Source organism: Caulobacter sp. CCG-8 (assembly GCF_037402475.1).
Classification (GTDB): domain Bacteria; phylum Pseudomonadota; class Alphaproteobacteria; order Caulobacterales; family Caulobacteraceae; genus Caulobacter.
This window is the reverse complement of the sequence record NZ_JBBEUD010000001.1, coordinates 216,498-240,683: the sequence shown is the minus strand read 5'-3', so window position 1 is coordinate 240,683 and position 24,186 is coordinate 216,498. Positions and strand designations below refer to the sequence as shown.

27 protein-coding genes, 3 tRNA genes and 1 pseudogene are annotated in these 24,186 nt (G+C 69.4%); 22 read left to right on the top strand and 9 right to left on the bottom strand.

Going from position 1 to position 24,186, the window contains the following annotated elements:
* The first annotated feature begins 130 nt into the window (after positions 1 to 130).
* Together WAE60_RS00910 and WAE60_RS00905 are read left to right on the top strand one after the other, a co-directional pair.
* Entirely contained in the window at positions 131 to 499 is a 369-nt protein-coding gene (locus WAE60_RS00910; protein WP_231499510.1) for a hypothetical protein, read from the top strand.
* 227 nt (positions 500 to 726) lie between these two features.
* Positions 727 to 866: pseudogene (locus WAE60_RS00905) on the top strand (hypothetical protein).
* An 83-nt stretch (positions 867 to 949) separates the two neighbouring features.
* On the opposite strand, the gene WAE60_RS00900 reads toward WAE60_RS00905, so the two are convergent.
* The gene (locus WAE60_RS00900) at positions 950 to 1,264 is read right to left on the bottom strand and encodes a hypothetical protein (RefSeq protein ID WP_029915139.1); all 315 of its coding nucleotides are present in this window, start codon (positions 1,262 to 1,264) and stop codon (positions 950 to 952) included.
* Positions 1,265 to 1,332: 68 nt separating this feature from the next.
* A complete protein-coding gene (locus WAE60_RS00895) occupies positions 1,333 to 1,974 on the bottom strand; it encodes a TIGR00730 family Rossman fold protein (protein ID WP_337684423.1) in 642 nt (213 codons plus the stop codon).
* A 118-nt stretch (positions 1,975 to 2,092) separates the two neighbouring features.
* Between WAE60_RS00895 and WAE60_RS00890 the strand changes: the two genes are divergently transcribed.
* The 4 genes from WAE60_RS00890 (at position 2,093) to WAE60_RS00875 (ending at position 5,556) form a co-directional block, all read left to right on the top strand.
* Entirely contained in the window at positions 2,093 to 2,926 is an 834-nt protein-coding gene (locus WAE60_RS00890) for a hypothetical protein (RefSeq protein ID WP_337684422.1), read from the top strand.
* Positions 2,857 to 4,791 carry an ABC transporter ATP-binding protein/permease gene (locus WAE60_RS00885; protein WP_337684549.1) on the top strand — a complete coding sequence of 645 codons (1,935 nt, stop codon included), beginning with the start codon at positions 2,857 to 2,859 and terminating at the stop codon, positions 4,789 to 4,791. The genes WAE60_RS00890 and WAE60_RS00885 overlap by 70 nt, the downstream gene beginning before the upstream one ends.
* A gap of 55 nt (positions 4,792 to 4,846) precedes the next feature.
* Positions 4,847 to 5,029, top strand: coding sequence for a hypothetical protein (locus tag WAE60_RS00880; protein ID WP_029915130.1), 183 nt, complete (start codon positions 4,847 to 4,849; stop codon positions 5,027 to 5,029).
* 89 nt (positions 5,030 to 5,118) lie between these two features.
* Complete coding sequence (locus WAE60_RS00875) at positions 5,119 to 5,556, top strand: VOC family protein (protein ID WP_029915128.1); 438 nt, start codon at positions 5,119 to 5,121, stop codon at positions 5,554 to 5,556.
* A 9-nt stretch (positions 5,557 to 5,565) separates the two neighbouring features.
* Here the strand turns inward: WAE60_RS00875 and WAE60_RS00870 are convergent, their stop codons facing one another.
* Both WAE60_RS00870 and WAE60_RS00865 read right to left on the bottom strand, forming a co-directional pair.
* Positions 5,566 to 6,000, bottom strand: coding sequence for a hypothetical protein (locus tag WAE60_RS00870; RefSeq protein ID WP_029915126.1), 435 nt, complete (start codon positions 5,998 to 6,000; stop codon positions 5,566 to 5,568).
* Positions 6,001 to 6,106: 106 nt separating this feature from the next.
* On the bottom strand, positions 6,107 to 7,183 hold the full coding sequence (locus tag WAE60_RS00865) for an alkene reductase (RefSeq protein WP_337684418.1): 1,077 nt from the start codon (positions 7,181 to 7,183) through the stop codon (positions 6,107 to 6,109).
* A 173-nt stretch (positions 7,184 to 7,356) separates the two neighbouring features.
* Here WAE60_RS00865 and WAE60_RS00860 point away from each other — a divergent pair, with 173 nt between their 5' ends.
* The 3 genes from WAE60_RS00860 to WAE60_RS00850 all read left to right on the top strand — a co-directional run bounded on the left by WAE60_RS00860 (position 7,357) and on the right by WAE60_RS00850 (position 8,796).
* Positions 7,357 to 7,575 (top strand): hypothetical protein, encoded by a 219-nt coding sequence (locus WAE60_RS00860; RefSeq protein WP_337684417.1) that lies wholly within the window; start codon positions 7,357 to 7,359, stop codon positions 7,573 to 7,575.
* Between the two features lie 4 nt (positions 7,576 to 7,579).
* Positions 7,580 to 7,786, top strand: a complete 207-nt coding sequence (locus WAE60_RS00855) for a DUF6582 domain-containing protein (RefSeq protein ID WP_337684415.1) — start codon at positions 7,580 to 7,582, stop codon at positions 7,784 to 7,786.
* Between the two features lie 68 nt (positions 7,787 to 7,854).
* Positions 7,855 to 8,796: a DUF808 domain-containing protein gene (locus WAE60_RS00850; RefSeq protein WP_337684414.1), complete on the top strand. Its 942-nt coding sequence runs from the start codon at positions 7,855 to 7,857 to the stop codon at positions 8,794 to 8,796.
* A 34-nt stretch (positions 8,797 to 8,830) separates the two neighbouring features.
* On the opposite strand, the gene WAE60_RS00845 is transcribed toward WAE60_RS00850, so the two are convergent.
* Together WAE60_RS00845 and WAE60_RS00840 are read right to left on the bottom strand one after the other, a co-directional pair.
* A complete protein-coding gene (locus WAE60_RS00845) occupies positions 8,831 to 9,418 on the bottom strand; it encodes a sigma-70 family RNA polymerase sigma factor (RefSeq protein WP_029915119.1) in 588 nt (195 codons plus the stop codon).
* 93 nt (positions 9,419 to 9,511) lie between these two features.
* A complete protein-coding gene (locus WAE60_RS00840) occupies positions 9,512 to 10,159 on the bottom strand; it encodes a DsbA family oxidoreductase (protein WP_029915117.1) in 648 nt (215 codons plus the stop codon).
* 155 nt (positions 10,160 to 10,314) lie between these two features.
* On the opposite strand from WAE60_RS00840, the gene argC reads away from it, so the two are divergent.
* Positions 10,315 to 11,262 (top strand): N-acetyl-gamma-glutamyl-phosphate reductase, encoded by a 948-nt coding sequence (argC, locus tag WAE60_RS00835; protein WP_337684411.1) that lies wholly within the window; start codon positions 10,315 to 10,317, stop codon positions 11,260 to 11,262.
* A 7-nt stretch (positions 11,263 to 11,269) separates the two neighbouring features.
* Here the strand turns inward: argC and WAE60_RS00830 are convergent, their stop codons facing one another.
* Together WAE60_RS00830 and soxR are read right to left on the bottom strand one after the other, a co-directional pair.
* Positions 11,270 to 11,869, bottom strand: a complete 600-nt coding sequence (locus tag WAE60_RS00830; RefSeq protein ID WP_337684409.1) for a DUF1287 domain-containing protein — start codon at positions 11,867 to 11,869, stop codon at positions 11,270 to 11,272.
* Between the two features lie 119 nt (positions 11,870 to 11,988).
* Positions 11,989 to 12,471 carry a redox-sensitive transcriptional activator SoxR gene (gene soxR / locus WAE60_RS00825; protein WP_337684408.1) on the bottom strand — a complete coding sequence of 161 codons (483 nt, stop codon included), beginning with the start codon at positions 12,469 to 12,471 and terminating at the stop codon, positions 11,989 to 11,991.
* A 75-nt stretch (positions 12,472 to 12,546) separates the two neighbouring features.
* Between soxR and WAE60_RS00820 the strand changes: the two genes are divergently transcribed.
* The gene (locus WAE60_RS00820) at positions 12,547 to 12,903 is read left to right on the top strand and encodes an antibiotic biosynthesis monooxygenase (protein WP_337684407.1); all 357 of its coding nucleotides are present in this window, start codon (positions 12,547 to 12,549) and stop codon (positions 12,901 to 12,903) included.
* Here WAE60_RS00820 and WAE60_RS00815 read toward each other — a convergent pair whose 3' ends face one another.
* Positions 12,904 to 14,907, bottom strand: a complete 2,004-nt coding sequence (locus WAE60_RS00815) for a class I poly(R)-hydroxyalkanoic acid synthase (RefSeq protein WP_337684406.1) — start codon at positions 14,905 to 14,907, stop codon at positions 12,904 to 12,906.
* A 95-nt stretch (positions 14,908 to 15,002) separates the two neighbouring features.
* Here WAE60_RS00815 and WAE60_RS00810 point away from each other — a divergent pair, with 95 nt between their 5' ends.
* The 11 genes from WAE60_RS00810 (at position 15,003) to WAE60_RS00760 (ending at position 24,160) form a co-directional block, all read left to right on the top strand.
* Complete coding sequence (locus WAE60_RS00810; RefSeq protein ID WP_337684405.1) at positions 15,003 to 15,485, top strand: hypothetical protein; 483 nt, start codon at positions 15,003 to 15,005, stop codon at positions 15,483 to 15,485.
* Positions 15,486 to 15,594: 109 nt separating this feature from the next.
* Positions 15,595 to 16,815 carry an LL-diaminopimelate aminotransferase gene (locus WAE60_RS00805; protein WP_029915106.1) on the top strand — a complete coding sequence of 407 codons (1,221 nt, stop codon included), beginning with the start codon at positions 15,595 to 15,597 and terminating at the stop codon, positions 16,813 to 16,815.
* Between the two features lie 59 nt (positions 16,816 to 16,874).
* Positions 16,875 to 18,164, top strand: coding sequence for a homoserine dehydrogenase (locus tag WAE60_RS00800; protein WP_029915104.1), 1,290 nt, complete (start codon positions 16,875 to 16,877; stop codon positions 18,162 to 18,164).
* Positions 18,165 to 18,216: 52 nt separating this feature from the next.
* Positions 18,217 to 19,170, top strand: coding sequence for a class II fructose-bisphosphatase (gene glpX / locus WAE60_RS00795; RefSeq protein WP_337684403.1), 954 nt, complete (start codon positions 18,217 to 18,219; stop codon positions 19,168 to 19,170).
* A gap of 145 nt (positions 19,171 to 19,315) precedes the next feature.
* Positions 19,316 to 20,293 carry a class 1 fructose-bisphosphatase gene (locus tag WAE60_RS00790; RefSeq protein WP_337684402.1) on the top strand — a complete coding sequence of 326 codons (978 nt, stop codon included), beginning with the start codon at positions 19,316 to 19,318 and terminating at the stop codon, positions 20,291 to 20,293.
* Positions 20,294 to 20,531: 238 nt separating this feature from the next.
* The gene (gene recJ / locus WAE60_RS00785; RefSeq protein WP_337684400.1) at positions 20,532 to 22,346 is read left to right on the top strand and encodes a single-stranded-DNA-specific exonuclease RecJ; all 1,815 of its coding nucleotides are present in this window, start codon (positions 20,532 to 20,534) and stop codon (positions 22,344 to 22,346) included.
* Positions 22,347 to 22,415: 69 nt separating this feature from the next.
* A tRNA-Glu gene (locus tag WAE60_RS00780) sits at positions 22,416 to 22,490 on the top strand.
* A gap of 53 nt (positions 22,491 to 22,543) precedes the next feature.
* A tRNA-Glu gene (locus tag WAE60_RS00775) sits at positions 22,544 to 22,618 on the top strand.
* Positions 22,619 to 22,791: 173 nt separating this feature from the next.
* Positions 22,792 to 23,391, top strand: coding sequence for a stationary phase survival cold shock domain protein CspD (gene cspD, locus WAE60_RS00770; RefSeq protein WP_337684399.1), 600 nt, complete (start codon positions 22,792 to 22,794; stop codon positions 23,389 to 23,391).
* Positions 23,392 to 23,499: 108 nt separating this feature from the next.
* Positions 23,500 to 24,012 carry a DUF192 domain-containing protein gene (locus WAE60_RS00765; RefSeq protein WP_029915094.1) on the top strand — a complete coding sequence of 171 codons (513 nt, stop codon included), beginning with the start codon at positions 23,500 to 23,502 and terminating at the stop codon, positions 24,010 to 24,012.
* A gap of 71 nt (positions 24,013 to 24,083) precedes the next feature.
* A tRNA-Pro gene (locus WAE60_RS00760) sits at positions 24,084 to 24,160 on the top strand.
* The last annotated feature ends 26 nt before the right edge of the window (positions 24,161 to 24,186 follow it).

Genomic DNA, 24,186 nt, shown 5'->3' with positions numbered 1-24,186 from the left:
GCCGGAAAGAGCTTCCGCCGCCCGCGACACGCCGTCGCGGGCGGTTTTTCTTTGGGGGCGTGCGTTTTGTCCGCCCTGTTCCTGGGCGAGGCGTCGTTCAACCCGGCAGGACAACCTGCTGGACCTCGCTGTGACCGATCTTCGCCTCGACCTCGCCCCCCGACCGCTGACCGAAACCCTGACCGCCATGGACGCCAGCGCCCAGCTCCTGATGGAGCAGGCGCGCGAGGCCAAGGCCAAGGCCGACCGCCTGGAGGTGGCGCTTTCCCTGGTGGTGGGGGTGGTGGCCAATGATCCCGACCTCGAGGAAGGCCTTGTGCTGCAACGGATCGCGGGTCAGCTGCGGCTATGCGCCGACCTGCCGGAGATGGCCGCCGAGCTGGTCGGCTGCGACGTCGCCCGCATCGACGAGGCCATGCTGCGCGCCGCCGCCGCGATCATCGGCGCGGCCGGCAAGCCCGCGCCGACCGAACCCGAACATTCGACGACGCTCCACTAGGTCCGGCCGCGGCGCTCCGTGCGCGAAGCGTTGTCCGGCAAGGGGAATCCGAGGCTGAAGATCAATTCGTCCGTACGCGGATTTCGTCAGGGTTCGGATTAATTTTCTTGCGTTCGGGACGCGACGGCGCATGCTTTGCCTCGACGCGCTGACGACTAGGAGGGTGGGAGTCCCTGTAAGCCGCGCGCGTCTCCTGGCCCAACGGCCCCGTTGGTTTTCAAGCGAGTCTGGGAGACGCCGCCAAATGAACGTATCGAGAATGAACCACGCCATGCTGTCCTTCGCCCTGATCGGCGGGATGCTGGTCGGGGGCAGACAGACGCCCAAGCCGCCGGTCACCGAGCCCAAGCCTTCCAATCGGAAGTAGGGCGGCCGCAAACAGGCGAGAAAAAGGGGCGGCCCGCCTGGCGGACCGCCCCATTGCTTGATCTCGAAAGCTTCGAGCGGGCCTTACGGCTTGGCGACCGTGTTGCAGTCGGCGAGGCCGGCGGCGTCCAGTTCCTCGCCGCGATAGTTGAAGGTTTCCACCGCGCCCAGTTCGGCGGCGACCTTGCGGCACGCGCGGCCGATCGGCAGCGACTTGACCTGAGGAGCGGCGCAGACGACGCCGTTGCAGCGCCACATGGCGCCGTCCTGGATCAGGGTGGGAGCCTTGGCGGGGGCCTTCAGCTTGAGCACCGCGCCCTCGGCGGCGAACGCGCTGGTCGCCATGCCCAGCGTGGACAGGGCGGAGGCCGCGACGAGCGCGGTCACGAAGATACGCATGTTTGTTTCCTTATCCCCTAAGGCCGACATGGGGAGGTCGGCCGCGGACATATCGTTGCGTTTCGCAACTAAGTCAACAAACGAACGTTTGAAGACGCGTCTTCTTGCCCGTTTTCCGCAAGCCAGGCCAGTAGGGCGGGCGTTATGTCGCTGGCCTCTTCCGCCACCCGCCAGGCGTCCTCGAGCGACGGTGGGGTCAGGCCGCGGTCGATCGTGTGGCGCAGCAGGGCGAACAGCGGATCCCAGAAGCCGTCGGGATTGTGGAAGACGATCGGCTTGCGGTGCAGGTCCAGACGTCGCCACGATAGCAGCTCGATGATCTCCTCCAGCGTGCCGATGCCGCCGGGCAGCACCACGAAGGCGTCCGAGCGCTCGAACATCATCATCTTGCGCTCGTGCATCGAGGTGACGATCACGGTTTCGACGTCGTCGAACGGCTGCTCGCGGCCGCGCAGGAACTCCGGGATGATCCCCAGCACCCGGCCGCCGGCCTCGTGGGCGCCGCGCGCCGTCGCCCCCATCAGGCCCACGCCGCCGCCGCCATAGACCAGCTTCAGCCCGGCCCTGGCGAAGTCGCCGCCGATGCGGAACGCCGCCTCGAGATAGGCCGGGTCGGCCGCGTTCGACGAGCCGCAATAGACGCAGACAGCCTGGCCGGTCCCCGGGTCGGACGTCGCGTCGCCGGCTTGGCCGCTGGACAGGTCGGGCATCGTCGTCCACTCCAGAAAAATAAACAGCGCGCCGGTCCTTGTGGACAAGGTCGGCGCGCCGCACGTGAGCACCCAAGGAAATAAGGCCGTCGGGGCGTCGTCGGCCGTTGGATACGCCATGATCAGGATTCGCGAGATCGGTTTCAAGTCAGCCGCCTTCAGGTCGGCCTGTGTCGTCGCGGCCCTGGGCGCGCTGGCCCTGGCGGCGTGCGGCCGGGGGGAGGAGGGCTGGCGGCGCGATCCGGCGGCGGCCAAGGCCGAACAGCCCGCGCCCCAGGCGGGCTATCTGAAGCCGCCGCGCGTGGTGTCGGCGATCCGCGAAGGCGCCGCCGTGGCGCTGTCGGGCCAGGCCGAACCCTCGTCCAGCGTCAGGCTGGGCGCGCCGACCGGCGAGGCGCTGGTGGGCAAGGCCGACGCGGCCGGCGCCTGGCGGCTGGTGACGCCCCTGGCCGGCGAGCCGCGGCTGTACGGCCTGTCGATGACCCTGGAGGACCGGACCGTCCAGGCCCAGGGCTATCTGATGGTCGCGCCGAACGGCGCCGCGGTGCTGCTGCGCGCCGGGGCCGGGGCCGAGGTGATGGGGAAGAGCTCGCTGTCGCCGCGCCTGCTGGCGATGGACTACGACCGCAGCGGCGGGGCCGTCGTCTCGGGCGTCGGCACGCCGGGCGCCGGCTTGGGCGTCCGCGTGGACCGCGCAACGCGCGGCGAGGGCAAGGTCGGCGAGGATGGGCGGTTCTCGATCTCGCTGGACCAGCCGCTGACGGCCGGCGCCCACACCATCCAGGTGGCGGGCGAGGGCGGCGAGCAGCAGGTGGTCGTCGAGGTCAGCCCGCCGGCGACGCCGACGAACGGGCCCGTGGCCTCGACGCTGACGGCCCTGGGCTGGCGCGTCGACTGGATGACGCCCGGCGGCGGACTGCAGACCACCCAGCTGCTGGACGGCGGCCAGTGAGGGGCATGGCGCCGCGATCCGGAGCCGTGGCGGGCGCCGTGGCCGCCCCCGAGGTCAAGGCCAACGGCTGGAAGGCCATGGCCGACCTGTTCGGACTGGTGATGCGCTCCAAGGCCCCCGGCCTGCGCTGGCGCTTGACCCTGGCCCTGGTGTTGACCTTCGCGGGCAAGTTCCTGGGCGTGATCGCGCCGCTTCTGCTGGGCAAGGCGGTCAACGCCCTGACGGCGGGGCAGGGCGCGGCCGTGCAGGTGGGGCTGACCTTCGCCGCCCTGGCCGGCGGCTGGGCCTTGATCCGCTTCATCTCCGCGGTGGCCCCCCAGGCGCGCGACGCGGTGTTCACGCCGGTGGCCCAGGCCGCCCAGACCCGCGCGGCGGTCGAGACCTTCGCCCACGCCCTGTCGCTGTCGATCGACTTCCACCAGACCAAGCGCACCGGCTCGCTGTCGCGGGTGATCGATCGCGGCGCGCGGTCGATGGATTTCCTGCTGCGCGGCCTGGTGTTCAACATCGCGCCGACGGCGGTGGAACTGATCATGGCCGCCATCGTGCTGGCCAAGGCCTATGACTGGCGCTTCGCCCTGACGGCCGTGGTCACGGTGGTGATCTACGGCGTGGTGACCTTCACGATCTCGGACTGGCGGATCGGCCATCGCCGGGTGATGAACGAGGCCGACGCCGAGGCCGCCGGGCGGGCCGTGGACGCCCTGCTGAACTACGAGACGGTCAAGGCCTTCGGGGCCGAGGAGCGGGCGGTCGGCGGCTATGACAACGCCCTGGCGGCCTACGGCGCGGCCAACATCAAGGCGACCAACTCCCTGACCCTGCTCAACACCGTGCAGTCGGCGGTGATGAGCCTGGGCCTGGGCGTGATGGCCATCCTGGCCGGGGGCGAGGCGGCCGCCGGCCGGATCGGGCCCGGCGACGTGACCGCCGCCGTGCTGATCCTGGTCAACCTGTACGGCCCGCTGAACATCCTGGGCTTCGCCTATCGCGAAATCCGCCAGTCGTTCATCGACATGGAGGCCATGCTCGACCTGCGTCGCGCCCAGCCCGACGTGGCCGACGCGCCCGACGCCATCGACCTGCCGCCGCCCGCCGACCGGCGTGGCGGGGCGGTGGCCTTCGAGGGCGTCTCGTTCCGTCACGGCGCGCGTTCGGAGGGCCTGCAGGGCGTGACCTTCACGGCCCGGCCGGGAACCACCGTCGCCATCGTCGGTCCCTCGGGCGCGGGCAAGACCACCCTGGTGCGCCTGGCCCTGCGGATGATCGATCCCCAGGCCGGGCGGGTGACCCTGGACGGCCACGACCTGAAGGCGCTCAAGCAGGGATCGCTGCGTCGCGCCGTCGCCCTGGTGCCGCAGGACGTGGCCCTGTTTAACGACACGGTGATGGCCAACATCGCCTTCGCCCGTCCCAACGCCTCCGAGGCCGAGGTCTGGGCCGCTGCCGAGGCGGCCGAGCTGGGCGAGTTCATCCGCAACCTGCCCGAGGGCATGGCCACCAAGGTCGGCGAGCGCGGGCTGAAGCTGTCGGGCGGCGAGCGCCAGCGGGTGGGCATCGCCCGGGCCCTGCTGGCCGATCCGCGCGTGCTGATCCTGGACGAGGCGACCAGCGCCCTGGACAGCCGTACCGAGGCCGCCATCCAGGCCACCCTGCGCAAGGCGAGGGAGGGGCGCACGACCCTGGTGGTCGCCCACCGCCTGTCGACGATCGCCGACGCCGACGAGATCGTCGTCCTGCGCCGTGGAAAGGTTGTGGAGCGTGGTCCCCATGCGGCGCTTTTGGAGGCCGGGGGCGAATACGCGGCGTTGTGGCGGCGACAGACTCGGGAGAAACCTGTGGAAGCGGGGGCGGTCGTCGATTGATATCCGAAAACCGCCATTGTAGAACGAACGTAGAACATTGCTGGCGGTTACGGACATGCTGACGCGAAAGATCGATCGGGCCCTGGACGCGATGGCCGCCTGCAAGGACCGGGTTCCGGCCCTGCGCGAGATCTACCGCGCCGACAGCCCCGAGGGCCTGGCCCTGGGCAATCTGATGGAAGCCGTCGAGCGGGCCCAGCAGGTGCTGCAAGGCCAGGGCGTCCAAGCCGCGAAGTAGCCTTCCAGGGCGATTTGTGGGGTGCGGGCCGCCGCGCCGCCGCTATATCCTGCCGGCTCGACAGACCTCTCCACTTTCGGGAGCCGCCCATGCGCTATCTGCACACCATGGTCCGCGTGAAGGACCTCGACGCCTCGCTGCGCTTCTATTGCGAGGGGCTGGGCCTGACCGAGATGTACCGGATGGAGAACGACAAGGGTCGTTTCACCCTGGTGTTCCTGGCCGCGCCGGAGGACGTCGAGCTGGCCAAGGAGCGCAAGGCGCCGCTGGTCGAGCTGACCTACAACTGGGATCCCGAGGACTATCAGGGCGGCCGTAACTTCGGCCACCTGGCCTATCGGGTGGACGACATCTACGAGACCTGCCAGCGGCTGATGGACATGGGCGTGACGATCAACCGTCCGCCGCGCGACGGCCACATGGCCTTCGTCCGCTCGCCCGACAACATCTCGGTGGAGCTGCTGCAGGACGGCAACCTGGACCCGGCCGAGCCGTGGGCCTCGATGCCGAACACGGGCGCCTGGTAGAAGGCGGCGCTAGACCAGCTTCACCCGGGGCTCCGGCGGGGTGTAGAGCGCGGCCAGGGCTTCGAGGCGGGCTTCCGGGTCATCGATGATCGCCAGCCAGGCCAGGCGGGCCAGCTCCAGCCGGTAGTCGGCCGCATAGCCGGTCGAGAACGGCGACTGGGTGCTGCCAGGCGGTTCCGCGGCCTTGGCGTTGGCCAGCTTCTGGCGGGTCAGGATGGCGGGACGGTCGATCAGGACCTCGCCTTCGCCGGTCGCGACCCAGCCGTCTACCAGGGCGCAGGCGGCCACCGCGTGATAGACCACCACCGGCAGGGCGCGCTTCTGGGGCGCGGGTTCGGCGACCATGATCGGCTTGACGGCGGTCGGCGGGCTGGTGATCCGGAAGGCCAGGGCGTTGGCGCCGCGTAGCAGGATGGTCTTCCAGTGATCGTTGGTCTTGCTCATGGTTAAGCCTGTATCCGCTGCGCGGCGCGTGGTGAAGACCCAACGCGGCAAATGGCGCAGCGGATACAGGTTCAGACGGAAATCCCCGCCTTTCTAGGGTCTTGGCCTATTCGGCGGCGGCCGCGACCGGCGTCTTCAGGGTGGGGTAGTCGACATAGCCCTGGCCGTCGCCGCCATAGAAGGTGGTCGGGTCGGGCGCGTTGAGCGGTGCGTCGAGTCGCAGGCGCTCCACAAGGTCCGGATTGGCGATGAAGGCCTTGCCGAACGCGACGGCGTCGTACTTGCCGGCGTCGAGCGCCGCCTGGGCGGTTTCGCGGGTGAACTTCTCGTTGGCGATGTAGACGCCGCCGAACGCCGCCTTCAGGTCCACGCCCAGGCTGTCGGGGCCTTCGTATTCGCGGGCGCACAGGAAGGCGATCCGACGCTTGCCCAGTTCCTTGGCCGCGTAGCCGAAGGTGGCGGCCAGGTCGCTGTCGCCCATCGAGTGGCTGTCGGCGCGCGGAGCCAGGTGCACCCCGACCCGGCCGGGGCCGAACACCGAGGCCACCGCGTCGGCCACCTCCAGCAGCAGGCGCGCGCGGTTCTCGATCGGGCCGCCGTACTGGTCGGTGCGCTGGTTCGAGCCGTCCTGCAGGAATTGGTCGAGCAGGTAGCCGTTGGCGCCGTGGATCTCGGCGCCGTCGAAGCCGGCGGCCTTGGCGTTCTCGGCGCCCTGGCGGAAGGCCTCGACCACGCCGGCGACTTCCTCGGTCGTCAGGGCGCGGGGCGTGGGGTAGGGGCGTTCGGGACGCAGCAGGCTGACATGGCCCTTGGCCGCGATGGCGCTGGGACCGACCGGCGCCGCGCCGTCGTGGAACGACGGATCGGAGACTCGGCCCACGTGCCACAGCTGGATGAAGATGCGGCCGCCCTTGTCGTGCACGGCCTTGGTCACCTGCTTCCAGCCCTCGACCTGCGCCTGGGACCAGATGCCGGGCACGCCTTGGTAGCCGACGCCCTGCGGCGTGACGGGCACGCCCTCGGTGATCAGCAGGCCGGCCGAGGCGCGCTGGGCGTAGTACTCGGCCATCAGCGCGTTGGGGATCTGGGTGGGGCCGGCCCGCAGGCGGGTCAGCGGTGCCATGACGACGCGGTTGGGCAACTTCAGGTCGCCGACGACAAGCGGATCGAACAGGGTGGGCATGGAGAATCTCTGGAGGCTCGCCGACCCCGCGCCGGCGTCCCGAATATCTGGCGTGCCGCGTTCCGATCGCAACTGCCACAGGCTCTGATTTTATTCTGAAGCGCGCCGCAGGGAATCTGGGGGAACGTCCTGGCTCCGACCGTCGTTGGCTTGGGGAGAGACGGAGAACTCCCATGGCTGAACCCCACGAGACCCTCGACGTGACCAACGGCGACGAGGACGACGGCGTCTACGACCCCTCCACGGTCGAAGCCAATCTCAATATCGAGCATGGCGGCGGGGTCGGCGCCCGCGACCTGGCGCGGCAGAGGGAGCCGACCGAGGTCGTCACGCCCGACGACGAGGACGACGGCCCGACCGAAGGGCTGGGCCGGGCTCATCCGAAGGAATGACGCCATGGCCGAATTGAACACCGAGAAACGCGACAAGCTGCCCGACAAGGCCTTCGCCGAACCGGAGAAGCGCGCCTATCCGATCGAGGACAAGGCCCACGCCCGCAACGCCAAGGCCCGCGCCAGCCAGGCCGTGAAGGCCGGCCGGATGTCCAAGGCCGAGGAAAAGCGGATCGACGGCAAGGCCGACGCGGTCCTCAAGAAGGGTTAGGGCTCGACCGGAGCGAGCAGTCCGGTCTATTCGCCTAGGCTCCTCCCTTCGCTGCAGAGAATCCGTCCATGCCCTCCGGCCTCGCCGCCCTTCTCGACGACATCGCCGGCATCACCAAGCTGGCGGCCGCCTCGCTGGACGACGTGAGCGGCGCCGCCGGCAAGGCCGGGGTCAAGGCGGCCGGGGTGGTGGTCGATGACACCGCCGTCACGCCGGGCTACGCCATGGGCTTCACGCCCGAGCGCGAGCTCCCGATCGTCTGGAAGATCGCGGTCGGCTCGTTCCGCAACAAGCTGCTGTTCCTGCTGCCCGGCGCCCTGATCCTCAGCGCCTTCGCGCCCTGGGCCGTGACCCCGATCCTGATGGTCGGCGGCGCCTATCTGGCCTTCGAGGCCACCGAGAAGATCATCGAGGCCTTCGTCGAGCACGAGGTGGCCGGCGACGAGGCCGAGGACTTCGCCCTCAGCAGCGCCGAACTCGAGACCCAGAAGGTCAACGGGGCGATCCGCACCGACCTGATCCTGTCCGGCGAGATCATGGCCATCGCCCTGGCCGATGTCGCCGACAAGCCCCTGGCTATCCAGGCCGCGGCCTTGGCCATCATCGGCGTGCTGCTGACCGTGGCGGTCTACGGCGTGGTCGGGCTGATCGTGAAGATGGACGACATCGGCCTGCACCTGGCCAAGGGGCGCTCGAAGGCGCTGCAGGGGCTGGGGCGCGGCCTGGTCAAGGCGATGCCGGTGACCATGGAGGCCCTGACCGTGATCGGCACCGCGGCCATGCTGTGGGTCGGCGGCGGCATCATCGTCCACGGCCTGGAGCACTTCCACCTGACCCCGATCCCGCACTGGGTCGAGGGCGCGTCGCACTGGGCCGGCCAGGTCCCGGTGGTTGGCGCGATCACGGGCTGGCTGGCCATGGCGGCGGGTTCGGCCGTGGTGGGGCTGATCGTGGGCGGCGCGATCGTCGGCGCGATCCACCTGATCCCCAGCAAAAAGGCGGCGCACTAGGCGCCGCCTTTTCATTTCGTCCGGCGTGTGGCCGCTAGGCGGCCTGACGCGACCGGTAATCGTCGATCTGGCGGAAGATCGAGGCCATGGCCGCGTGGGCCGGCATCTGGTCTTCGGTGATCCGGCCCTCGGCGAAGATCAGGGCCAGGCGATCGCGCGCGCGGCTGACGCGGCTCTTGATCGTGCCCAGGGCGGCGCCGGTGACCTCGGCGACTTCCTCGTAGGACATCCCAGCGGCGCCGATCAGGATCAGGGCCTCGCGCTGGTCGGGCGGCAGCATGTCCAGCGCCCGGCGCATCTCGTCCAGTTCCAGGGCGGCGGTCGGGTTGGAGTTCGAGACCAGGGTGCGCTCGGCGACCTCCGGGTCCAGCGCGCACGAGCGCCACGAGCGGCGCTTCTCGGAGTAGAAGACGTTGCGCAGGATCATGAAGGTCCAGGCCTTCATGTTGGTGCCCGGCTGGTAGGAGGCGCGCGAGGCCAAGGCCTTGGCCAGGGCGTCCTGGGCCAGGTCGTCGCCGTGGCTGGCGTTGCCGGTCAGCGAGCGGCCGAAGGCGCGCAGATGCGGGATCAGGCTGACGAGCTCACGTTCGAAAGCGGTTTGGGCCGAAGTCTGATTGGTCATGCGGATAATCCCCGTTCGGGGAATGAACGTCCTCGCCGGACTAAGGCTCCGCTTCTCGGTAAATAAATTTGACCGAACGCCGGTCAGGTCCCGTCAGGCCTCGGCGGCGATCTGGCGCAGAGCCTGTTCGAAATACTCCGGCGGCTGGCCGCCCGAGATCAGGTAGCGGTCGTTGATCACCACGGCCGGCACCGAATTGATCCCCGCGGCCTGCCAGCGGCGCTCGGCGTCGCGGACCTCCTGGCCGTACTGGCCCGAGGCCAGCACCTGGCGCGCGGCCGCCCCGTCGAGGCCCGCCTTCTCGGCGGCCGCCACCAGGACGTCGTGGTCGGCCGGGCTGAGCCCGTCGGTGAAATAGGCGTCGAACAGGGCCCGCTTGAGCGCCTTCTGGCCGCCGACGATCCCGGCCCAGTGCAGCAGGCGGTGGGCGTCGAAGGTGTTGTAGATGCGGCTGTTCTCGTTGGTCTTCATCGTGAAGCCCACCGAGGCGGCGCGTTCGTGGATGGCCTTGCGGTTGACCGCCGACTGTTCGGGCGTCGCGCCGTACTTCTGGCCGACGTGCTCGACGATGTTCTGGCCTTCCGGCGGCATGTTCGGGTTCAGCTCGAACGGCTGGAAGTGGATGTCGGCCTCGACCAGGTCGCCGACCCGCGCGAGCGCCGTCTCCAGACCGCCCAGGCCGACGATGCACCAGGGGCAGGAGACGTCGGAGACGAAGTCGATCTTCAGGGGCTTGGTCATGGCGATATCCGGTGGCGGGCGAGACCTCGGATATAGGATGGGCTCGGCGGATTGCACGGCGGACAATCCGGCCGGCGTGACCCAAAGACCCGTTTCGCTCGCGATCGGAGTACGCTAGAGGGACCGCTCCTCAAGTTCGGGTTACGGGAGGGCGCATGGCCCCCAAGGTCTTCATCGACGGCGAAGCGGGCACCACCGGGTTGCAGATCCGCGAGCGCCTGGTCGGTCGCAAGGACCTGCAGCTGGTCTCGATCGATCCGGACAAGCGCAAGGATCCCGAGGCCCGCAAGGCGATGCTGAACGGCGCCGACGCCGTCATCCTGTGCCTGCCCGACGACGCGGCCAAGGAAGCCGTGGCGCTGATCGAGGACCCGAAGGTCAAGGTGATCGACGCCTCGACGGCCCACCGCACCGCGGCCGGCTGGACCTACGGCTTCCCGGAGCTGGACGACGAGCAGCGCGGCAAGGTGGCCAAGTCGACGCGGGTGTCGAACCCCGGCTGCTACGCGACCGGCGCCATCGCCCTGGTGCGGCCGCTGGTCTCGAACGACATCATCGCCGCCGACCTGCCGCTCTCGTTCAACGCCGTGTCGGGCTATACCGGCGGCGGCAAGGCGATGATCGCCGAGTTCGAGGACGAGACCTCGCCGCACTACACCAAGGTCCCGTACCGCATCTACGCCACGGGCCTGAACCACAAGCACCTGCCCGAGATCCAGGCGCACGGCGGCCTGCTGACCCGGCCGATCTTCACCCCGGCCGTCGGGCGCTACGCCCAGGGCATGCTGGTGGAGCTGCCGCTGCACCTGAGCATGCTGAACGGCAGCGTCTCGATGAACGAGATCCACGAGGCCCTGGCCGACCACTACGACCGCGAGGCCTTCGTCGAGGTGGCGTCGCTGCACGAGGCGAAAAGCCTGACGACCCTGGACCCCGAGGGACTGAACAGCACCAACCGCCTGAAGCTGTTCGTGTTCGGCTCGGAAAACAGCGGCCAGGTCCGCCTGGTGGCCCTGCTCGACAACCTGGGCAAGGGCGCGTCCGGCGCGGCGGTGCAGAACCTGAACCTCATGCTGGGCCTGAAGGAAGGCGCGGGGCTCTAGCCCGCGCCTACGCCCGCCAGCGGTAGTGCCCGACCGCCGTGTGGAGCTTGAACATCCACAGCGGCTCCTCCTTGGCGCCCCAGCCGATGTTGTGGACCACGCGCACGCGCTCGGGCCCCTGGCTGACCACGCCGATGTGCGGGCGGCCGCTCCAGACCCGCCAGGTCAGGATGTCGCCGGGCAGGGGATCGTCGAACCGGTCGCCGGCGGCCTTGGCGGGCGCGCGGGCCAGCAGGGCCTTCTGGCGTTCCAGATAGGTCTCCAGGTTCAGCACCCGGCGATGGTCGATATTGGAGTCCGGTCCCTTCAGGCCCCAAGCGCGCCGCGACGGATAGGCGTCGAAATTGCGGGTCATGTCCTCGTGGACCAGCTGCTGCAGGTCGGCCCGCCAGGCGTCGCGGGCCGCGCGCACCAGCACGTCGGCGCAGACCCCGGTCGAGCGCAGGACGTCGCCGTTGGGGTAGGGGATGGCGCGGTAGCTGGGGTCGTAGTCCCGGGTCACGCCCACCTGGCCGCGCGCGGCCAGGGCCAGGCGCTCGCCGCCGGCCGCGGCCGGCGGGCGCGCCACCGCTTCGCCCGCGCCGAGGATCGGCGTCGCGAGCAGCATCCCTAGTGCTGTCCGGCGATTGAGTCCCATGTCGGCAAGCTCGACCAGAATCCCGGCGAGTTTTGGGCGAACATGGGTCGCTGGCGTGGGGTTCCGGCGCGGGCGGCGTGCACCGGGTTTCAGCCGGGCTGGGGTTCCAGCAGCCGCGGCCCGGCGCCCTGGCCGCCCAGCACGTCCGCCGGGTTCCGAAGCGGGCAGGCCTTCAGCGACAGGCAGCCGCAGCCGATGCAGTCGTCCAGCTGGTCGCGCAGCTGGGTGAGGCGGAGGATGCGTTCGTCCAGCTCGGCCCGCCAGGCGCGCGACAGCTCGGCCCATTCGTCGGCGGTCGGCGCGCGGCCGTCGGGCAGGCGGGAGAGGGCGGCCTGGATCGAGGCCAGGGGGATGCCCGTGCGCTGGGCCACCTTGATCACCGCCACCCGCCGCAGGATCCCGCGCGGATAGCGCCGCTGGTTGCCCTCGGTCCGCAGGCTGCGGATCAGGCCCTTGGTCTCGTAGAAGTGCAGGGTCGAGACCGCCACGCCGCTGCGCTTGGCCACCTCGCCGACACTGAGCGTGCCGCCGGGAAAGGCGCAATCCGGCGCCGTCTTTTCGGATTTCGGCATTGTCGCTTGACCTCAACTTTGGTTGAGGTTTTACACGGAGGGCTCCTTCCACGGCAACGACCTTCAGGAGCCTCCATGACCACGCTCACCGTCCCCGATCACGCCGCCATCGCCGCCGCCCTGGCCGATCCGCCGGTCTTCAGCGTCAGCATCATCCAGACCAAGCCCGGCAAGTTCGACGAGTTCGTCGCCCTGCAGCACGAGCAGTTCATGCGGGTGCGGGGCCAGGTCGCCGGCGTGCGCGGGACCCGGATGCTCAAGTCGCCCGCCAAGGGCGTGGTGGTCCTGGTGACGTCCTTCGACACCGCGCAGAACGCCGAGCGGTTCCGCAAGGACCCGCGCTTCACCGAGCACCTGGAACGCGTCCAGCCCCTGATCGACCGCGCCGAGGCGATGCCGGTCGAGCTGGCCTACGAGGTGGGCCTGATCTGATCAGGCGGCGGTGTCGGACCGTACACGGACGAAACTGCCCGGGGCGTCCTCGATCGCCTTGAGGACGCCCTTGGCCGGGTCCCGGGCCGGGACCTGCGGACCGGACCGGGCCTTCAGCCAGGCCGCCCAGTGCGGCCACCACGAGCCAGGATGCTCCACCGCGCCGGACCGCCAGCCCTCGACCGAGGCGGGCAGCTGCTCGTTGGTCCAGTGCTGGTACTTGTTGGCGTCCGGGTGGTTGATCACCCCGGCGATGTGACCCGAGCCGGCCATGGTGAAGGTCACCGGCCCGCCGAACGCCCGCGCGCCGCGATAGACGCTGGGATAGGGGGCGATGTGGTCGTCCTTGGACGACTGGACATAGATCGGCGTCTTGACCTTCGACAGGTCCAGCTGCTCGCCGCCCAGGGTCAGGCGGCCCGTGGTCAGGGCGTTGTCCTTGTAGAAATTGCGCAGGTAGAACAGGTGCAGCGCCTTGGGCATGCGCGTCTGGTCGGCGTTCCAGAACAGCAGGTCGAACGGCCGCGGCTCCTTGCCCATCAGGTAGTTGTTGATGAAGAACGACCAGATCAGGTCGTTGCCGCGCAGGCTGTTGAAGGTGTCGGCCATCGACTGGCTGGGCAGGTAGCCGCCCTGCTGGTCCATCAGGGACTCGATCGACTGCAGCCATTCCTCGTTGGTGAACAGCAACAGGTCGCCGGCTTCCGAGAAGTCCTGCTGGGCCGCGAAGAAGGTGGCGGAATTGATCCGCTTGTCGCCCTTGGCGGCCATGTGGGCCAGGGCGCAGGACAGCAGGGTGCCGCCGATGCAGTAGCCGACGGTGTTGACCCGATCGACGCCCGCCTGGGTCATGACCTGCCGGGTCGCGTCGTAGATGCCTTCGAGCATGTAGTCCTCGAAGGTCTTCTTGGCCTGGTGGCTGTCGGGATTGACCCACGAGGCCACGAACACCGTGAAGCCCTGGCCGGTCAGCCAGCGGATCATCGAGTTCTCGGGCCGCAGGTCCAGGATGTAGAACTTGTTGATCCACGGCGGGAAGATCAGCAGCGGGATCTCGTGGACCGTCTCGGTGGTCGGCGAGAACTGCAGCAGCTGCAGGATGTCGTTCTGGTAGACCACCTTGCCCGGGGCGGTGGCGACGTTCTCGCCGACCTTGAACTTGGCCAGGTCGGTCTGGCTGATCGCCAGCTGGCCGCCGCCGCGTTCCAGGTCGGCGGCGAAGTTCTCCATACCGCGCACCAGGCTCTCGCCCTTGCTCTGCATCACCTCGCGTAGGGCGGCGGGGTTGGAGATCAGGAAGTTCGACGGCGAGAAGGCGTCGGTCAGCATCTTGGTGAAGAACTCGACCCGGCGCTTGGTGGCGGGATCGACGCCCTGGGCCTGCGAGACCAGGTCGTTCAGCCAGTTCGACGACAGCAGGTAGCTCTGCTTCATCATGTCGAACATCGGGTTGGACGCCCAGTCGGGGTCGCTGAACCGCTTGTCGCCGGGGGCGGGGGCGACCACGGGCTGGGTCGGTTCGCCCGTCGCCTTGCGGGCCGCCGACTGCCACAGGTCCATATAGCGGCTGAACAGGTCGGCCTGGGCCCGCAGCAGCCGGTCGGGCTGGGCGGCCAGGCTGGTCATCACCTCGTTGAAGGCGGGACCGACGTGGAAGGGGTCGGGGCTGAGGGCGGCGGGGCGGTCGGCCTGGCGCAGGGCGGCCTCGGCGATCGCGCCCTGGGCGGTGACGGCGGCGCGGGCCAGGTTGGCCGACAGGGTCTCCAGCATCTGGCGCTGGTCCGGCGACAGGAAGGCCTCGAAGTCGGGCAGGGCGCCGGTCGGGAGGGGGGGCGCGGTCCGGGCGGTCGATTCGGCGTTCCGGGCGCGGAGCTCCGGCCCCGGGTCGGCTTTCGGCGGAACCTTCGGCCCGGCCTTGCTCTTGGTCTTGGCGGCGGTCGGCGCCGCGTCCGCCTTGGCGGCGGGCTTTTTGCGCGGTTTGGGGGAGGTTTCGGTCGTGGCCATGGAGCTCCTTGCACCGTCATCTCTTCGACCATCTCGCCTTGGCGGCGCGGATGGCCTTTCGCTCGCCGCGATCATCGCATAAGACCTGAGACAAGATGAACGTCGAAACCGGTAAAATCGTACGGGCCAGCGTACTCTTTCGCGGCGCGGCTCTCGTGGCCCTGCTGGCGGGTCTGAGCGCCTGCGCTTCGTCGCTGTCGTCGGTTTCGCCGTTCACGCCGCCGCCGGCCGATCCCAACTCGCCGATCGCCGCCGCCGCCAACGCCGCGGCCAAGGACTCCAAGCACGCCGACCTGCCGCGCTTCATCGACATCCCGCCGATCCCGACCGACGTGCGCACGCCCGTCGAGTTCAAGAAGGCCGTGGGCGCCGAAAAGGTGGCCGCCGACAAGCTGAAGCGCGACACCGCGCCCAACACCTGGACCCTGTCGGACACCGAAGGCTACGCCGCCCAGGCCCGCAAGGTCGGCAAGGCGCCGCCCAGCGACATCCCCACCGACGCCGACCGCGCCGCGACCGAAGCCTTCGCAAAGGCGGCGCGCGATCGAGCTACCGCGCCTCCGTCCAAGCCCCAATAGGGCGACGGAGGCATAAAATTCCCGTAACTGGCTTGGCTATGCCCCGCTCGGGGTCTATCCATGCCCGACATCCGCTCCCGGCGCGCCGCTGCGGCGCAATGAGCATTTCATGACCTCCGATTTCCACCGTATCCGCCGCCTCCCGCCCTACGTCTTCGAGGAGGTGAACAAGATCAAGGCGCGCCTTCGCGCCGAGGGCACCGACATCATCGACTTCGGGATGGGCAATCCCGACATGCCCACGCCCAAGCATATCGTCGACAAGCTGATCGAGACCGCCCGCGACCCGAAGGCCGGCCGCTACTCGGCCTCCAAGGGCATCGCCGGCCTGCGCAAGGCCATGGCGGGCTACTACGGCCGCCGCTTCGGCGTGAAGCTGAACCCCGACACCGAGGTGATCGCCACCCTGGGCTCGAAGGAAGGCTTCGCCAACCTCGCCCAGGCCCTGACCGCGCCGGGCGACGTGATCATCTGCCCGAACCCGGCCTATCCGATCCACGCCTTCGGCTTCATCATGGCCGGCGGCGTGATCCGCCACGTGCCGGCCCTGTCGCCCGAGCAGTACCTGTCCAACATCAGCCGCGCCGCCAAGCACTCGGTGCCGCCCGCCAGCGTGCTGATCCTGTCCTACCCGTCCAACCCGACCGCCCAATGGGTGGACCTGGACTTCTACAAGGACGCCGTCGCCCTGGCGAAGAAGCACGACCTGCTGGTGATCAGCGACGTGGCTTACGGCGAGATCTATTTCGACAACAACCCGCCGCCGTCGATCCTGCAGGTCGAGGGCGCCAAGGACATCGCCGTCGAGGTCAACTCGCTGTCGAAGACCTACGCCATGGCCGGCTGGCGGGTGGGCATGGTGGTCGGCAACGCCCGCATCTGCGCCGCCTTGGCCCGCGTGAAGTCGTACCTGGACTACGGCGCCTACACCCCGGTGCAGGTGGCGGCGGCCGCCGCCCTGAACGGTCCGCAGGACTGCGTCGACGAGATCCGGGCCATCTACAAGGGCCGCCGCGACACCCTGGTGTCGTCGATGGCGCGCGCCGGCTGGGAGATCCCCAATCCGCCGGCCTCGATGTTCGCCTGGGCCAAGATCCCCCCGCAGTTCGAGGCCGCCGGCTCGATGCTGTTCTCGCGCCTGCTGATCGAGGAGGCCGGCGTCGCCGTCGCGCCCGGCATCGGCTTCGGCGAGTACGGCGAGGGCTATGTCCGCATCGGCCTCGTCGAGAACGAGCAGCGGATCAAGCAGGCCGCCCGCAACGTCAAGAAGTTCATCGCCAACGCCGACACGATCCTGGCCAAGGCGCACAACAAGATGGAACAGGTCTAGGGCGCCGCCAAATCCCCTGAAGGATGGGCAGCCCGGCCGCTGGAACTAGGAACGCGAATATGACCCAGAAGACCTGGCGCGTCGGCGTAGCCGGCCTCGGCACCGTCGGCGGAGGGCTGTTGCAGTTCCTGGCCGAGCAGCCGGACTTCGCGCCGGCCGGCGACCGGGCGGTGGTGACGGCGGTCTCGGCCCGCTCCAAGTCGCGGCCGCGCACGGTCGACATCTCGGGCCTGGCCTGGTTCGACGACCCGGTGGCCCTGGCCTCGTCGCCGGACGTCGACCTGTTCGTCGAGCTGGTGGGCGGCAGCGACGGCCCGGCGAAGGCGGCCGTCGAGGCGGCGCTCAAGCTGGGCAAGCCGGTGGTCACCGCCAACAAGGCCCTGATCGCCGAGCACGGCGCCGAACTGGCGGCCCTGGCCGAGGCCAACGACGCCCCGCTGCTGTTCGAGGCCGCGGTCATGGGCGGCACGCCGGCGGTGAAGATGCTGCGCGAGGCCATGGTCGGCGACGAGGTTGTCGGCGTGGCCGGCATCCTCAACGGCACCTGCAACTTCATCCTCAGCGAGATGGAGAAGACCGGCCGCGACTTCGCGGACGTGCTGCGCGAGGCCCAGGGCCTAGGCTATGCCGAGGCCGACCCGACCATGGACGTCGGCGGCTTCGACGCCGGCCACAAGATCAGCATCCTGGCCGCCCTGGCCTTCGGCTGCGCGCCCGACTTCGACGCCGCCGAGATCGAGGGCATCAGCGACGTCGAGCTTTTGGACATCAAGCTGGCCAAGGACCTCGGCTATCGTATCAAGCTGGTGGCCGGCGCGGCCAAGAGCGACGACGGCGTGTCGGTGAAGGTGCATCCCTCGCTCGTCCCGCTGGAGCATCCGTTGGCCCAGGCGGGCGGCGCGCTCAACGCCCTGTTCATCGAGGGCAAGCGGATCGGCCGGATCTTCATCCAGGGGCCGGGCGCGGGCGCGGGTCCGACCGCCGCCGCCGTGGCCGCCGACATCGCCGACGTCATGACCGGCGCCCGCCGCCCGGTGTTCCAGGCGCCGGCCGGCCAGCTGAAGCCGTTCGTGGCCGTCGATCCGGCCCGTTCGGTGGGCAAGGCCTATCTGCGGATCATGGTCCGCGACGAGCCCGGCGCCATCGCCGCCATCTCCGAGACCCTGGCCGAATGCGGCGTCTCGATCGACAGCTTCCTGCAGAAGCCGGTCGAAGGCGCGGGCGGCGTTCCGATCGTGCTCGTTACGCACGCGACTCCCGAATCCAATCTCCTCGACGCGATTAGTCGCATCGAAAAACTGCACGCCGTGCTAGAGCGTCCCCGCCTTTTGCGCGTCGCGCGCATCTGAGAGCCGCGCCAAGCGGCCGGGACTTGAGCCTCGCATAGGCTGGGAGACGTTGATGAGTTCGAAGACCCTGGACCGTTCGCTGGTCCTGGACGCGGTTCGCGTGACGGAAGCCGCCGCCATCGCCTCGTGGTCGATGGTGGGGCGGGGCGACGAGAAGGCGGCCGACCAGGCCGCGGTCGACGCCATGCGCAACACGCTGAACGAGCTGGCGATCGACGGCGAGATCGTGATCGGCGAGGGCGAGCGCGACGAAGCGCCCATGCTCTATATCGGCGAGAAGGTCGGCACGGGGCAGGGCCCCGCCATCGACATCGCCCTGGACCCGCTGGAAGGCACCACCCTGACGGCCAAGGCCATGCCCAACGCCCTGGCGGTGATGGCCTGGGCGCCCAAGGGCAGCCTGCTGAACGCCCCCGACACCTACATGGACAAGATCGCCTGCGGTCCGGGCCTGCCGGCCGGGGTGATCGACCTGGACAAGTCGCCGGCCGATAACGTCAAGGCCATCGCCGCCGCCAAGGGCGTCGATCCCAAGCACATCACCGTCTGCGTGCTGGACCGTCCGCGTCACGCCGAGATCATCGCCAGCATCCGGTCGGTGGGCGCGCGGGTCAATCTGATCACGGACGGCGACGTGGCCGGGGTGATCGCCACCACCGATCCGTCGACCGGCATCGACCTCTATGTCGGCTCCGGCGGCGCGCCCGAGGGCGTCCTGGCCTGCGCGGCGCTGAAGTGCGTCGGCGGCCAGTTCCAGGGGCGCCTGCTGTTCCGAAATGGCGACGAGCGCGCCCGCGCCGCCCGCTGGGGCATCACCGACCTCGACAAGAAGTACGACCTGCACGAGATCGTCCGCGCCGACGCGATCTTCGCCGCGACCGGCGTCACCTGGGGCAACCTGCTGGACGGGGTGACCTACAAGGACGGCTTCGTCCACACCCACACCCTGGTCATGAACTCGTCGACCGGCACGGTGCGCGAAGTGCGGATGAAGCGGAAGGCCTAGCGGTCTTCCGGCGGACAGTCGCCGATCCGTCGCCGGAAAATGCGTCACAACAACATCCTAGAGCGGTAAGCTGATCCAGCCGGATCGGAAATCGCGCCGCGCGCGCTATGGTCGCGCCGAATCTTTCTTTCCCAAGAGGCCCCGCATGACCACGCTGACCGATCTCGCCGGATGGCTCTCTGACGAGCCGGCGGGCGACGAGGTGAAGGCCGTCGTCACCGTCATCGCCGGGGCCTGCGCCAGGATCAGCAAGGTCGTGGCCTCCGGCGCGATCTCGGGCAGCCTGGGCGCGGCCGGCGTGGTCAACGTCCAGGACGAAGAGCAGAAGAAGCTCGACATCATCACCAACGACATCCTGCGCGATGCGCTGCAGGGCTGTCCGCTGGTGGCCGGCCTGGCGTCCGAGGAACTGGAGACGGTCGAGGCCACCGGGGCCGTTGGCGGTTTCCTGGTCACCTTCGACCCGCTGGACGGCTCCAGCAACATCGACGTCAACGTCTCGGTCGGCACGATCTTCTCGATCCTGCCCGCGCCCGCCGGCGTGGCGCCCAGCGAGGCCGACTTCCTGCTGCCCGGCCGCAACCAGGTCGCCGCCGGCTACGCCGTCTACGGCCCGCAGACCATGCTGGTGCTGACCTTGTCGAAGGGCGTCGTGGGCTTCACCCTGGACGCCGACGGCGCCTGGCGGCTGACCCACCCGACCGTCGCCATCCCCGCCGACACCGCCGAGTTCGCCATCAACATGTCCAACCAGCGCCACTGGGCCGCGCCGGTGCGCCGCTATATCGACGGCTGCCTGCAGGGCAAGACGGGGCTGCGGGGCAAGAACTTCAACATGCGCTGGGTCGCCTCGATGGTGGCCGACGTCCATCGCATCCTGATGCGCGGCGGCGTCTTCATGTACCCCTGGGACGCCCGCGAGCCGGACAAGCCGGGCAAGCTGCGGCTCCTCTACGAGGCCAACCCGATGTCGCTGATCGTCGAACGGGCGGGCGGCAAGTCGACCGACGGCGTCACCGCGATCCTGGACCTGCAGCCCACCAAGCTGCACCAACGCGTGCCGGTGGTGCTGGGCTCGGCCAACGAGGTCGAGGTGGTCGTCGCCGAGACGGCGGCGGGCTGATCCGGGTCGGGGACATGCCCTTGCGGCGTGTCCCCAAGTCTTGGCGCGGTGGATGCTGATGGGGACACGCCCAAGGGCATGTCCCCGGTTTGCGTCCGTTTCTGACGCATCGGCGACCTATCTTCCCAGCATCGCCCCGTCCGTGGAGCGAATCCGCCGAAGGGCGTAGGCTCGGGAGATGACCACGACAGCCAAGCTCAGCATCGCCGGCCGTTTTCCCGCACGGGAGGGCTGAGCCATGGCCGACGGACACGCGCCCCTCGCCACGGGCCACTTCCTCGACGTCGAGCGGTCGATCAGCGGCCGGGCCTGGCGCGAGCGGCCGGGCGACGCAGGCGTAGCCCGCAGCCACCAGCAGATGCACGGCCTGTCCGAGCCCCTGGCTCGGGCCCTGGCCTCGCGCGGCGTGGGCGTCGACGCGGCCGAGCACTATCTGCGGCCCACCCTGAAGGCGCTGTTCCCCGACCCGTCCAGCTTCACCGACATGGACCGGGCCGCCGAGATCCTGATCGACGCCCTGGAAAGCGGCCGGCCGACCATGGTGTTCGCCGACTACGACGTCGACGGCGCCACCAGCGCCGCCCAACTGGTTCGCTGGTTCCGCTACATGGGCGTCGAGCTGCCCATCTACATCCCCGACCGCCTGACCGAGGGCTATGGCCCCAGTCCGGCGGCCTTCAAGACCATCCGTGACGGCGGGGCCGAGCTGGTGGTCACCCTGGATTGCGGGGCGGCCGCCTACGACGCCATCGCCAGCGCCGCGACCATCGGCCTGGAGGTGGTGGTGATCGACCACCACCTGATGCGCGAGGACCCGCCGGCCGCCGCCGCCGTGGTCAATCCCAACCGCCCGGGCTGCCAGAGCGGGCAGGGGGTTCTGGCCGCCGCCGGCGTGACCTTCGTGCTGCTGGCCGCCCTGAACCGCGAAGCCCGCAAGCGCGGCCTGTTCACCGAGGAGCGTCCGCAGCCGGACCTGCGCCAGTGGCTGGACCTGGTGGCCATGGGCGAGGTCTGCGACGTCACCCAGCTGGTCGGCTTCAACCGGGCCCTGACCACCCTGGGCCTGCGCACCATGTCCAGCTGGGGCAATCCGGGCCTCAAGGCCCTGTTCCAGGTGGGCAAGGGCTCGGGCCCCGCCTCGGTGTTCCATGCCGGCTTCATCCTGGGGCCGCGCATCAACGCCGGCGGACGGATCGGCCGCTCGGACCTGGGCGCGCGCCTGCTGTCCACGGACGACCCGCTGGAGGCCCAGGCCCTGGCCGAGGAGCTGGACGGCTTGAACACCGAGCGCAAGGCCGTCGAGGCCGCCGTGGTGGAAGAGGCCGCGGCCGTGCTGGAGCGCGGCAGCAACTTCAATCCCGACGCCCCGGTGATCGTCGTGGCGGGGGAGGGGTGGCACCCCGGCGTGATCGGCATCGTCGCCGGCCGCCTGCGCGAGCGCTATCGCAAGCCCGTGGTGGTGATCGGCGTCGACCGCGCCGCCAATGTCGGCAAGGGGTCCGGCCGCTCGCAGCCGGGCGTCAACCTGGGCGCGGCGATCCAGGCGGCCTTCGAGGCGGGCCTGCTGATGGCCGGCGGCGGCCACGCCATGGCGGCGGGCCTGTCGATCCGCCCCGATTCGATTCCCGAGTTCCGCGCGTTCCTGGAGGAGCGCCTGGCCGGCGAGATGGAAGCCGTCGGCGTCGAGGCGGTCGAGATCGACGCCCTGGTCCAGCCCCGGGCCGCCAACCGCGCCCTGTGGAGCGAGTTCCAGCAGTTGGCGCCGTTCGGTCCGGGCAATCCCGAGCCGATGTTCGCCCTGGCCGGAGTCCGGCCCGAACGGATGATGGCGATGAAGGGCGGCCACGTGCGGGTCGATCTGATCGGGCCGTCGGGCGACCGAATCAAGGCCATCTCCTGGCGGTCGGCCGAGACCCCGCTGGGCGAGCGCCTGCTGACCGGCGGGGGAGCCCTGCACGTCGTGGGCCGTCTGAAACCGGACGATTATATGGGCCGGGAAGGCGTCCAGCTGGAGATCGAGGACGTCGCCGACCCCCGCATGCGCGTGACCTGAAAAAACTGCTCTTCGTCGCTTGCGCCCCGGGGGGAAGCTTTGTATATCGCCTGCTCTTCGCGGCCACGCGGTCCCTTCGTCTATCGGTTAGGACGCCAGATTTTCATTCTGGAGAGAGGGGTTCGACTCCCCTAGGGACTGCCACCGCGAAGCTACTTAGACTTTACATGCGAATACCCGCCTAATGCAGGCGCCGTGGTCCCTTCGTCTATCGGTTAGGACGCCAGATTTTCATTCTGGAGAGAGGGGTTCGACTCCCCTAGGGACTGCCACCCACCACGGACATTTCAGGTTTATGTCGGTCTAGGCGCTGCGACGAAATGTCGCGTACGCCTCGCGATCGCCTTTTCACGTCAATTGGTTATTGACGGCTCTCTTCTCGCGAGAACAGTGTTATTCTGTGGTGCTCGCCCCCTGGGCTGTCTGGGCGAGCCAGAGGGGCGGAATGTCTGGTTTCGATTTCGAGGACTCGGGATCGCATGAGGAATTCGTGCGTATCAGCGGTCGCGTGAAGTGGTTCGACACGGGAAAGGGGTACGGGTTCATCGTCCCCGACGATCCGGGTCAGACCGGCCTGAAGGACGTGCTGCTGCACGTCACGTCTCTGCGCAGCTGCGGCCGGGAAACGGCGCTGGAGGGCGCGATCATCGTCTGCGACGTGGTCAAGCGTCCCAAGGGCTGGCAGGTGTCCGAGGTCGTGGACCTGGACGAGAGCGCCGCGCCGGCGCCCCTCGAGCGGCCCAAGCGGTCGTTCGGCGAAGGCCTGGGCATGCGCCGCGACCACTTCCGTTCGGGCGTCGACAGCGGCCGCCAGATGCTGGAGCCCGTCGGGCCGGCCGAGCGCGCCAAGGTCAAGTGGTTCAACCGCACCAAGGGCTACGGCTTCGTCGTCCGCGACGGCCAGCCGGGCGACATCTTCGTGCATATCGAGACCCTGCGTCGCGGCGGCCTGGAGGACCTCCAGCCGGGCGACGACGTCATGGTGCGTTTCGCGGAAGGCCCTAAGGGCCTGGTGGTGGCCGAGATCACCGCCGGCGAGGACTGACCTCCAAGGACCGGCTTTCGCCATGGCGGCGTGACGTCGTAGGATCGCCGCGCCGCGGGACGCGGCGAGGATGATGAGGCGCGTGTGACCTTCATGAGGACGATCGGGATGACGACGATCGGACGACGCGCCCTGGCGCTGGTCGTCCTGGCCCTGTTCTCCAGCCTGTCGATCGCCGCGCCCGCCCAGGCGTGGCAGGCCAAGCCCAAGCCGGCGCCGGCCGCCGCCAAGCCCTCGGCCAAGCTCGACACGGTCGAGATCCTGACCAGCCGGGGACGGGCCAGGTTCACCGTCGAACTGGCCGTGACCAAGGCCGAGCAGGAGCGGGGCCTGATGTTCCGCAAGTCGCTGGCCCCCGACCGCGGCATGCTGTTCCCGTACAACCCGCCCCAGCGGGCGGCGTTCTGGATGAAGAACACCCTGATCCCGCTGGACATCATCTATATCGCGCCCGACGGCCGGGTGCTGTCGATCGCCCGCAACGCGGTGCCGCACGACGAGACGCCGATCCCCTCAGGCGGCGTGATCCGGGGCGTGCTCGAGATCCCCGGCGGCCGCGCCGCCCAGCTGGGCATCCTGCCCGGCGACCGGGTGCTCAACAAAATCTTCCCGAAAGGCTGATTTCTTTCAGGACGTCCGGCGTTCCGTTTGCCCCCGGCGGCGAAGCCCTGTAGAGCAGCCGCTCGGTGTTTCGGAGCGTAGCGCAGCCTGGTAGCGCATCTGGTTTGGGACCAGAGGGTCGCAGGTTCAAATCCTGCCGCTCCGACCACCTAGACCCCATTCCGAGGGGTGACG

Coding starts and splice junctions, on each gene's coding strand:
- WAE60_RS00900 (WP_029915139.1), bottom strand. CDS start 1,264: ATGCGTATCTTCGTGACCGCGCTCGTCGCGGCCTCCGCCCTGTCCACG.
- WAE60_RS00895 (WP_337684423.1), bottom strand. CDS start 1,974: ATGCCCGACCTGTCCAGCGGCCAAGCCGGCGACGCGACGTCCGACCCG.
- WAE60_RS00890 (WP_337684422.1), top strand. CDS start 2,093: ATGATCAGGATTCGCGAGATCGGTTTCAAGTCAGCCGCCTTCAGGTCG.
- WAE60_RS00880 (WP_029915130.1), top strand. CDS start 4,847: ATGCTGACGCGAAAGATCGATCGGGCCCTGGACGCGATGGCCGCCTGC.
- WAE60_RS00875 (WP_029915128.1), top strand. CDS start 5,119: ATGCGCTATCTGCACACCATGGTCCGCGTGAAGGACCTCGACGCCTCG.
- WAE60_RS00870 (WP_029915126.1), bottom strand. CDS start 6,000: ATGAGCAAGACCAACGATCACTGGAAGACCATCCTGCTACGCGGCGCC.
- WAE60_RS00865 (WP_337684418.1), bottom strand. CDS start 7,183: ATGCCCACCCTGTTCGATCCGCTTGTCGTCGGCGACCTGAAGTTGCCC.
- WAE60_RS00860 (WP_337684417.1), top strand. CDS start 7,357: ATGGCTGAACCCCACGAGACCCTCGACGTGACCAACGGCGACGAGGAC.
- WAE60_RS00855 (WP_337684415.1), top strand. CDS start 7,580: ATGGCCGAATTGAACACCGAGAAACGCGACAAGCTGCCCGACAAGGCC.
- WAE60_RS00850 (WP_337684414.1), top strand. CDS start 7,855: ATGCCCTCCGGCCTCGCCGCCCTTCTCGACGACATCGCCGGCATCACC.
- WAE60_RS00845 (WP_029915119.1), bottom strand. CDS start 9,418: ATGACCAATCAGACTTCGGCCCAAACCGCTTTCGAACGTGAGCTCGTC.
- WAE60_RS00840 (WP_029915117.1), bottom strand. CDS start 10,159: ATGACCAAGCCCCTGAAGATCGACTTCGTCTCCGACGTCTCCTGCCCC.
- argC (WP_337684411.1), top strand. CDS start 10,315: ATGGCCCCCAAGGTCTTCATCGACGGCGAAGCGGGCACCACCGGGTTG.
- WAE60_RS00830 (WP_337684409.1), bottom strand. CDS start 11,869: ATGCTGCTCGCGACGCCGATCCTCGGCGCGGGCGAAGCGGTGGCGCGC.
- soxR (WP_337684408.1), bottom strand. CDS start 12,471: ATGCCGAAATCCGAAAAGACGGCGCCGGATTGCGCCTTTCCCGGCGGC.
- WAE60_RS00820 (WP_337684407.1), top strand. CDS start 12,547: ATGACCACGCTCACCGTCCCCGATCACGCCGCCATCGCCGCCGCCCTG.
- WAE60_RS00815 (WP_337684406.1), bottom strand. CDS start 14,907: ATGGCCACGACCGAAACCTCCCCCAAACCGCGCAAAAAGCCCGCCGCC.
- WAE60_RS00810 (WP_337684405.1), top strand. CDS start 15,003: ATGAACGTCGAAACCGGTAAAATCGTACGGGCCAGCGTACTCTTTCGC.
- WAE60_RS00805 (WP_029915106.1), top strand. CDS start 15,595: ATGACCTCCGATTTCCACCGTATCCGCCGCCTCCCGCCCTACGTCTTC.
- WAE60_RS00800 (WP_029915104.1), top strand. CDS start 16,875: ATGACCCAGAAGACCTGGCGCGTCGGCGTAGCCGGCCTCGGCACCGTC.
- glpX (WP_337684403.1), top strand. CDS start 18,217: ATGAGTTCGAAGACCCTGGACCGTTCGCTGGTCCTGGACGCGGTTCGC.
- WAE60_RS00790 (WP_337684402.1), top strand. CDS start 19,316: ATGACCACGCTGACCGATCTCGCCGGATGGCTCTCTGACGAGCCGGCG.
- recJ (WP_337684400.1), top strand. CDS start 20,532: ATGGCCGACGGACACGCGCCCCTCGCCACGGGCCACTTCCTCGACGTC.
- cspD (WP_337684399.1), top strand. CDS start 22,792: ATGTCTGGTTTCGATTTCGAGGACTCGGGATCGCATGAGGAATTCGTG.
- WAE60_RS00765 (WP_029915094.1), top strand. CDS start 23,500: ATGACGACGATCGGACGACGCGCCCTGGCGCTGGTCGTCCTGGCCCTG.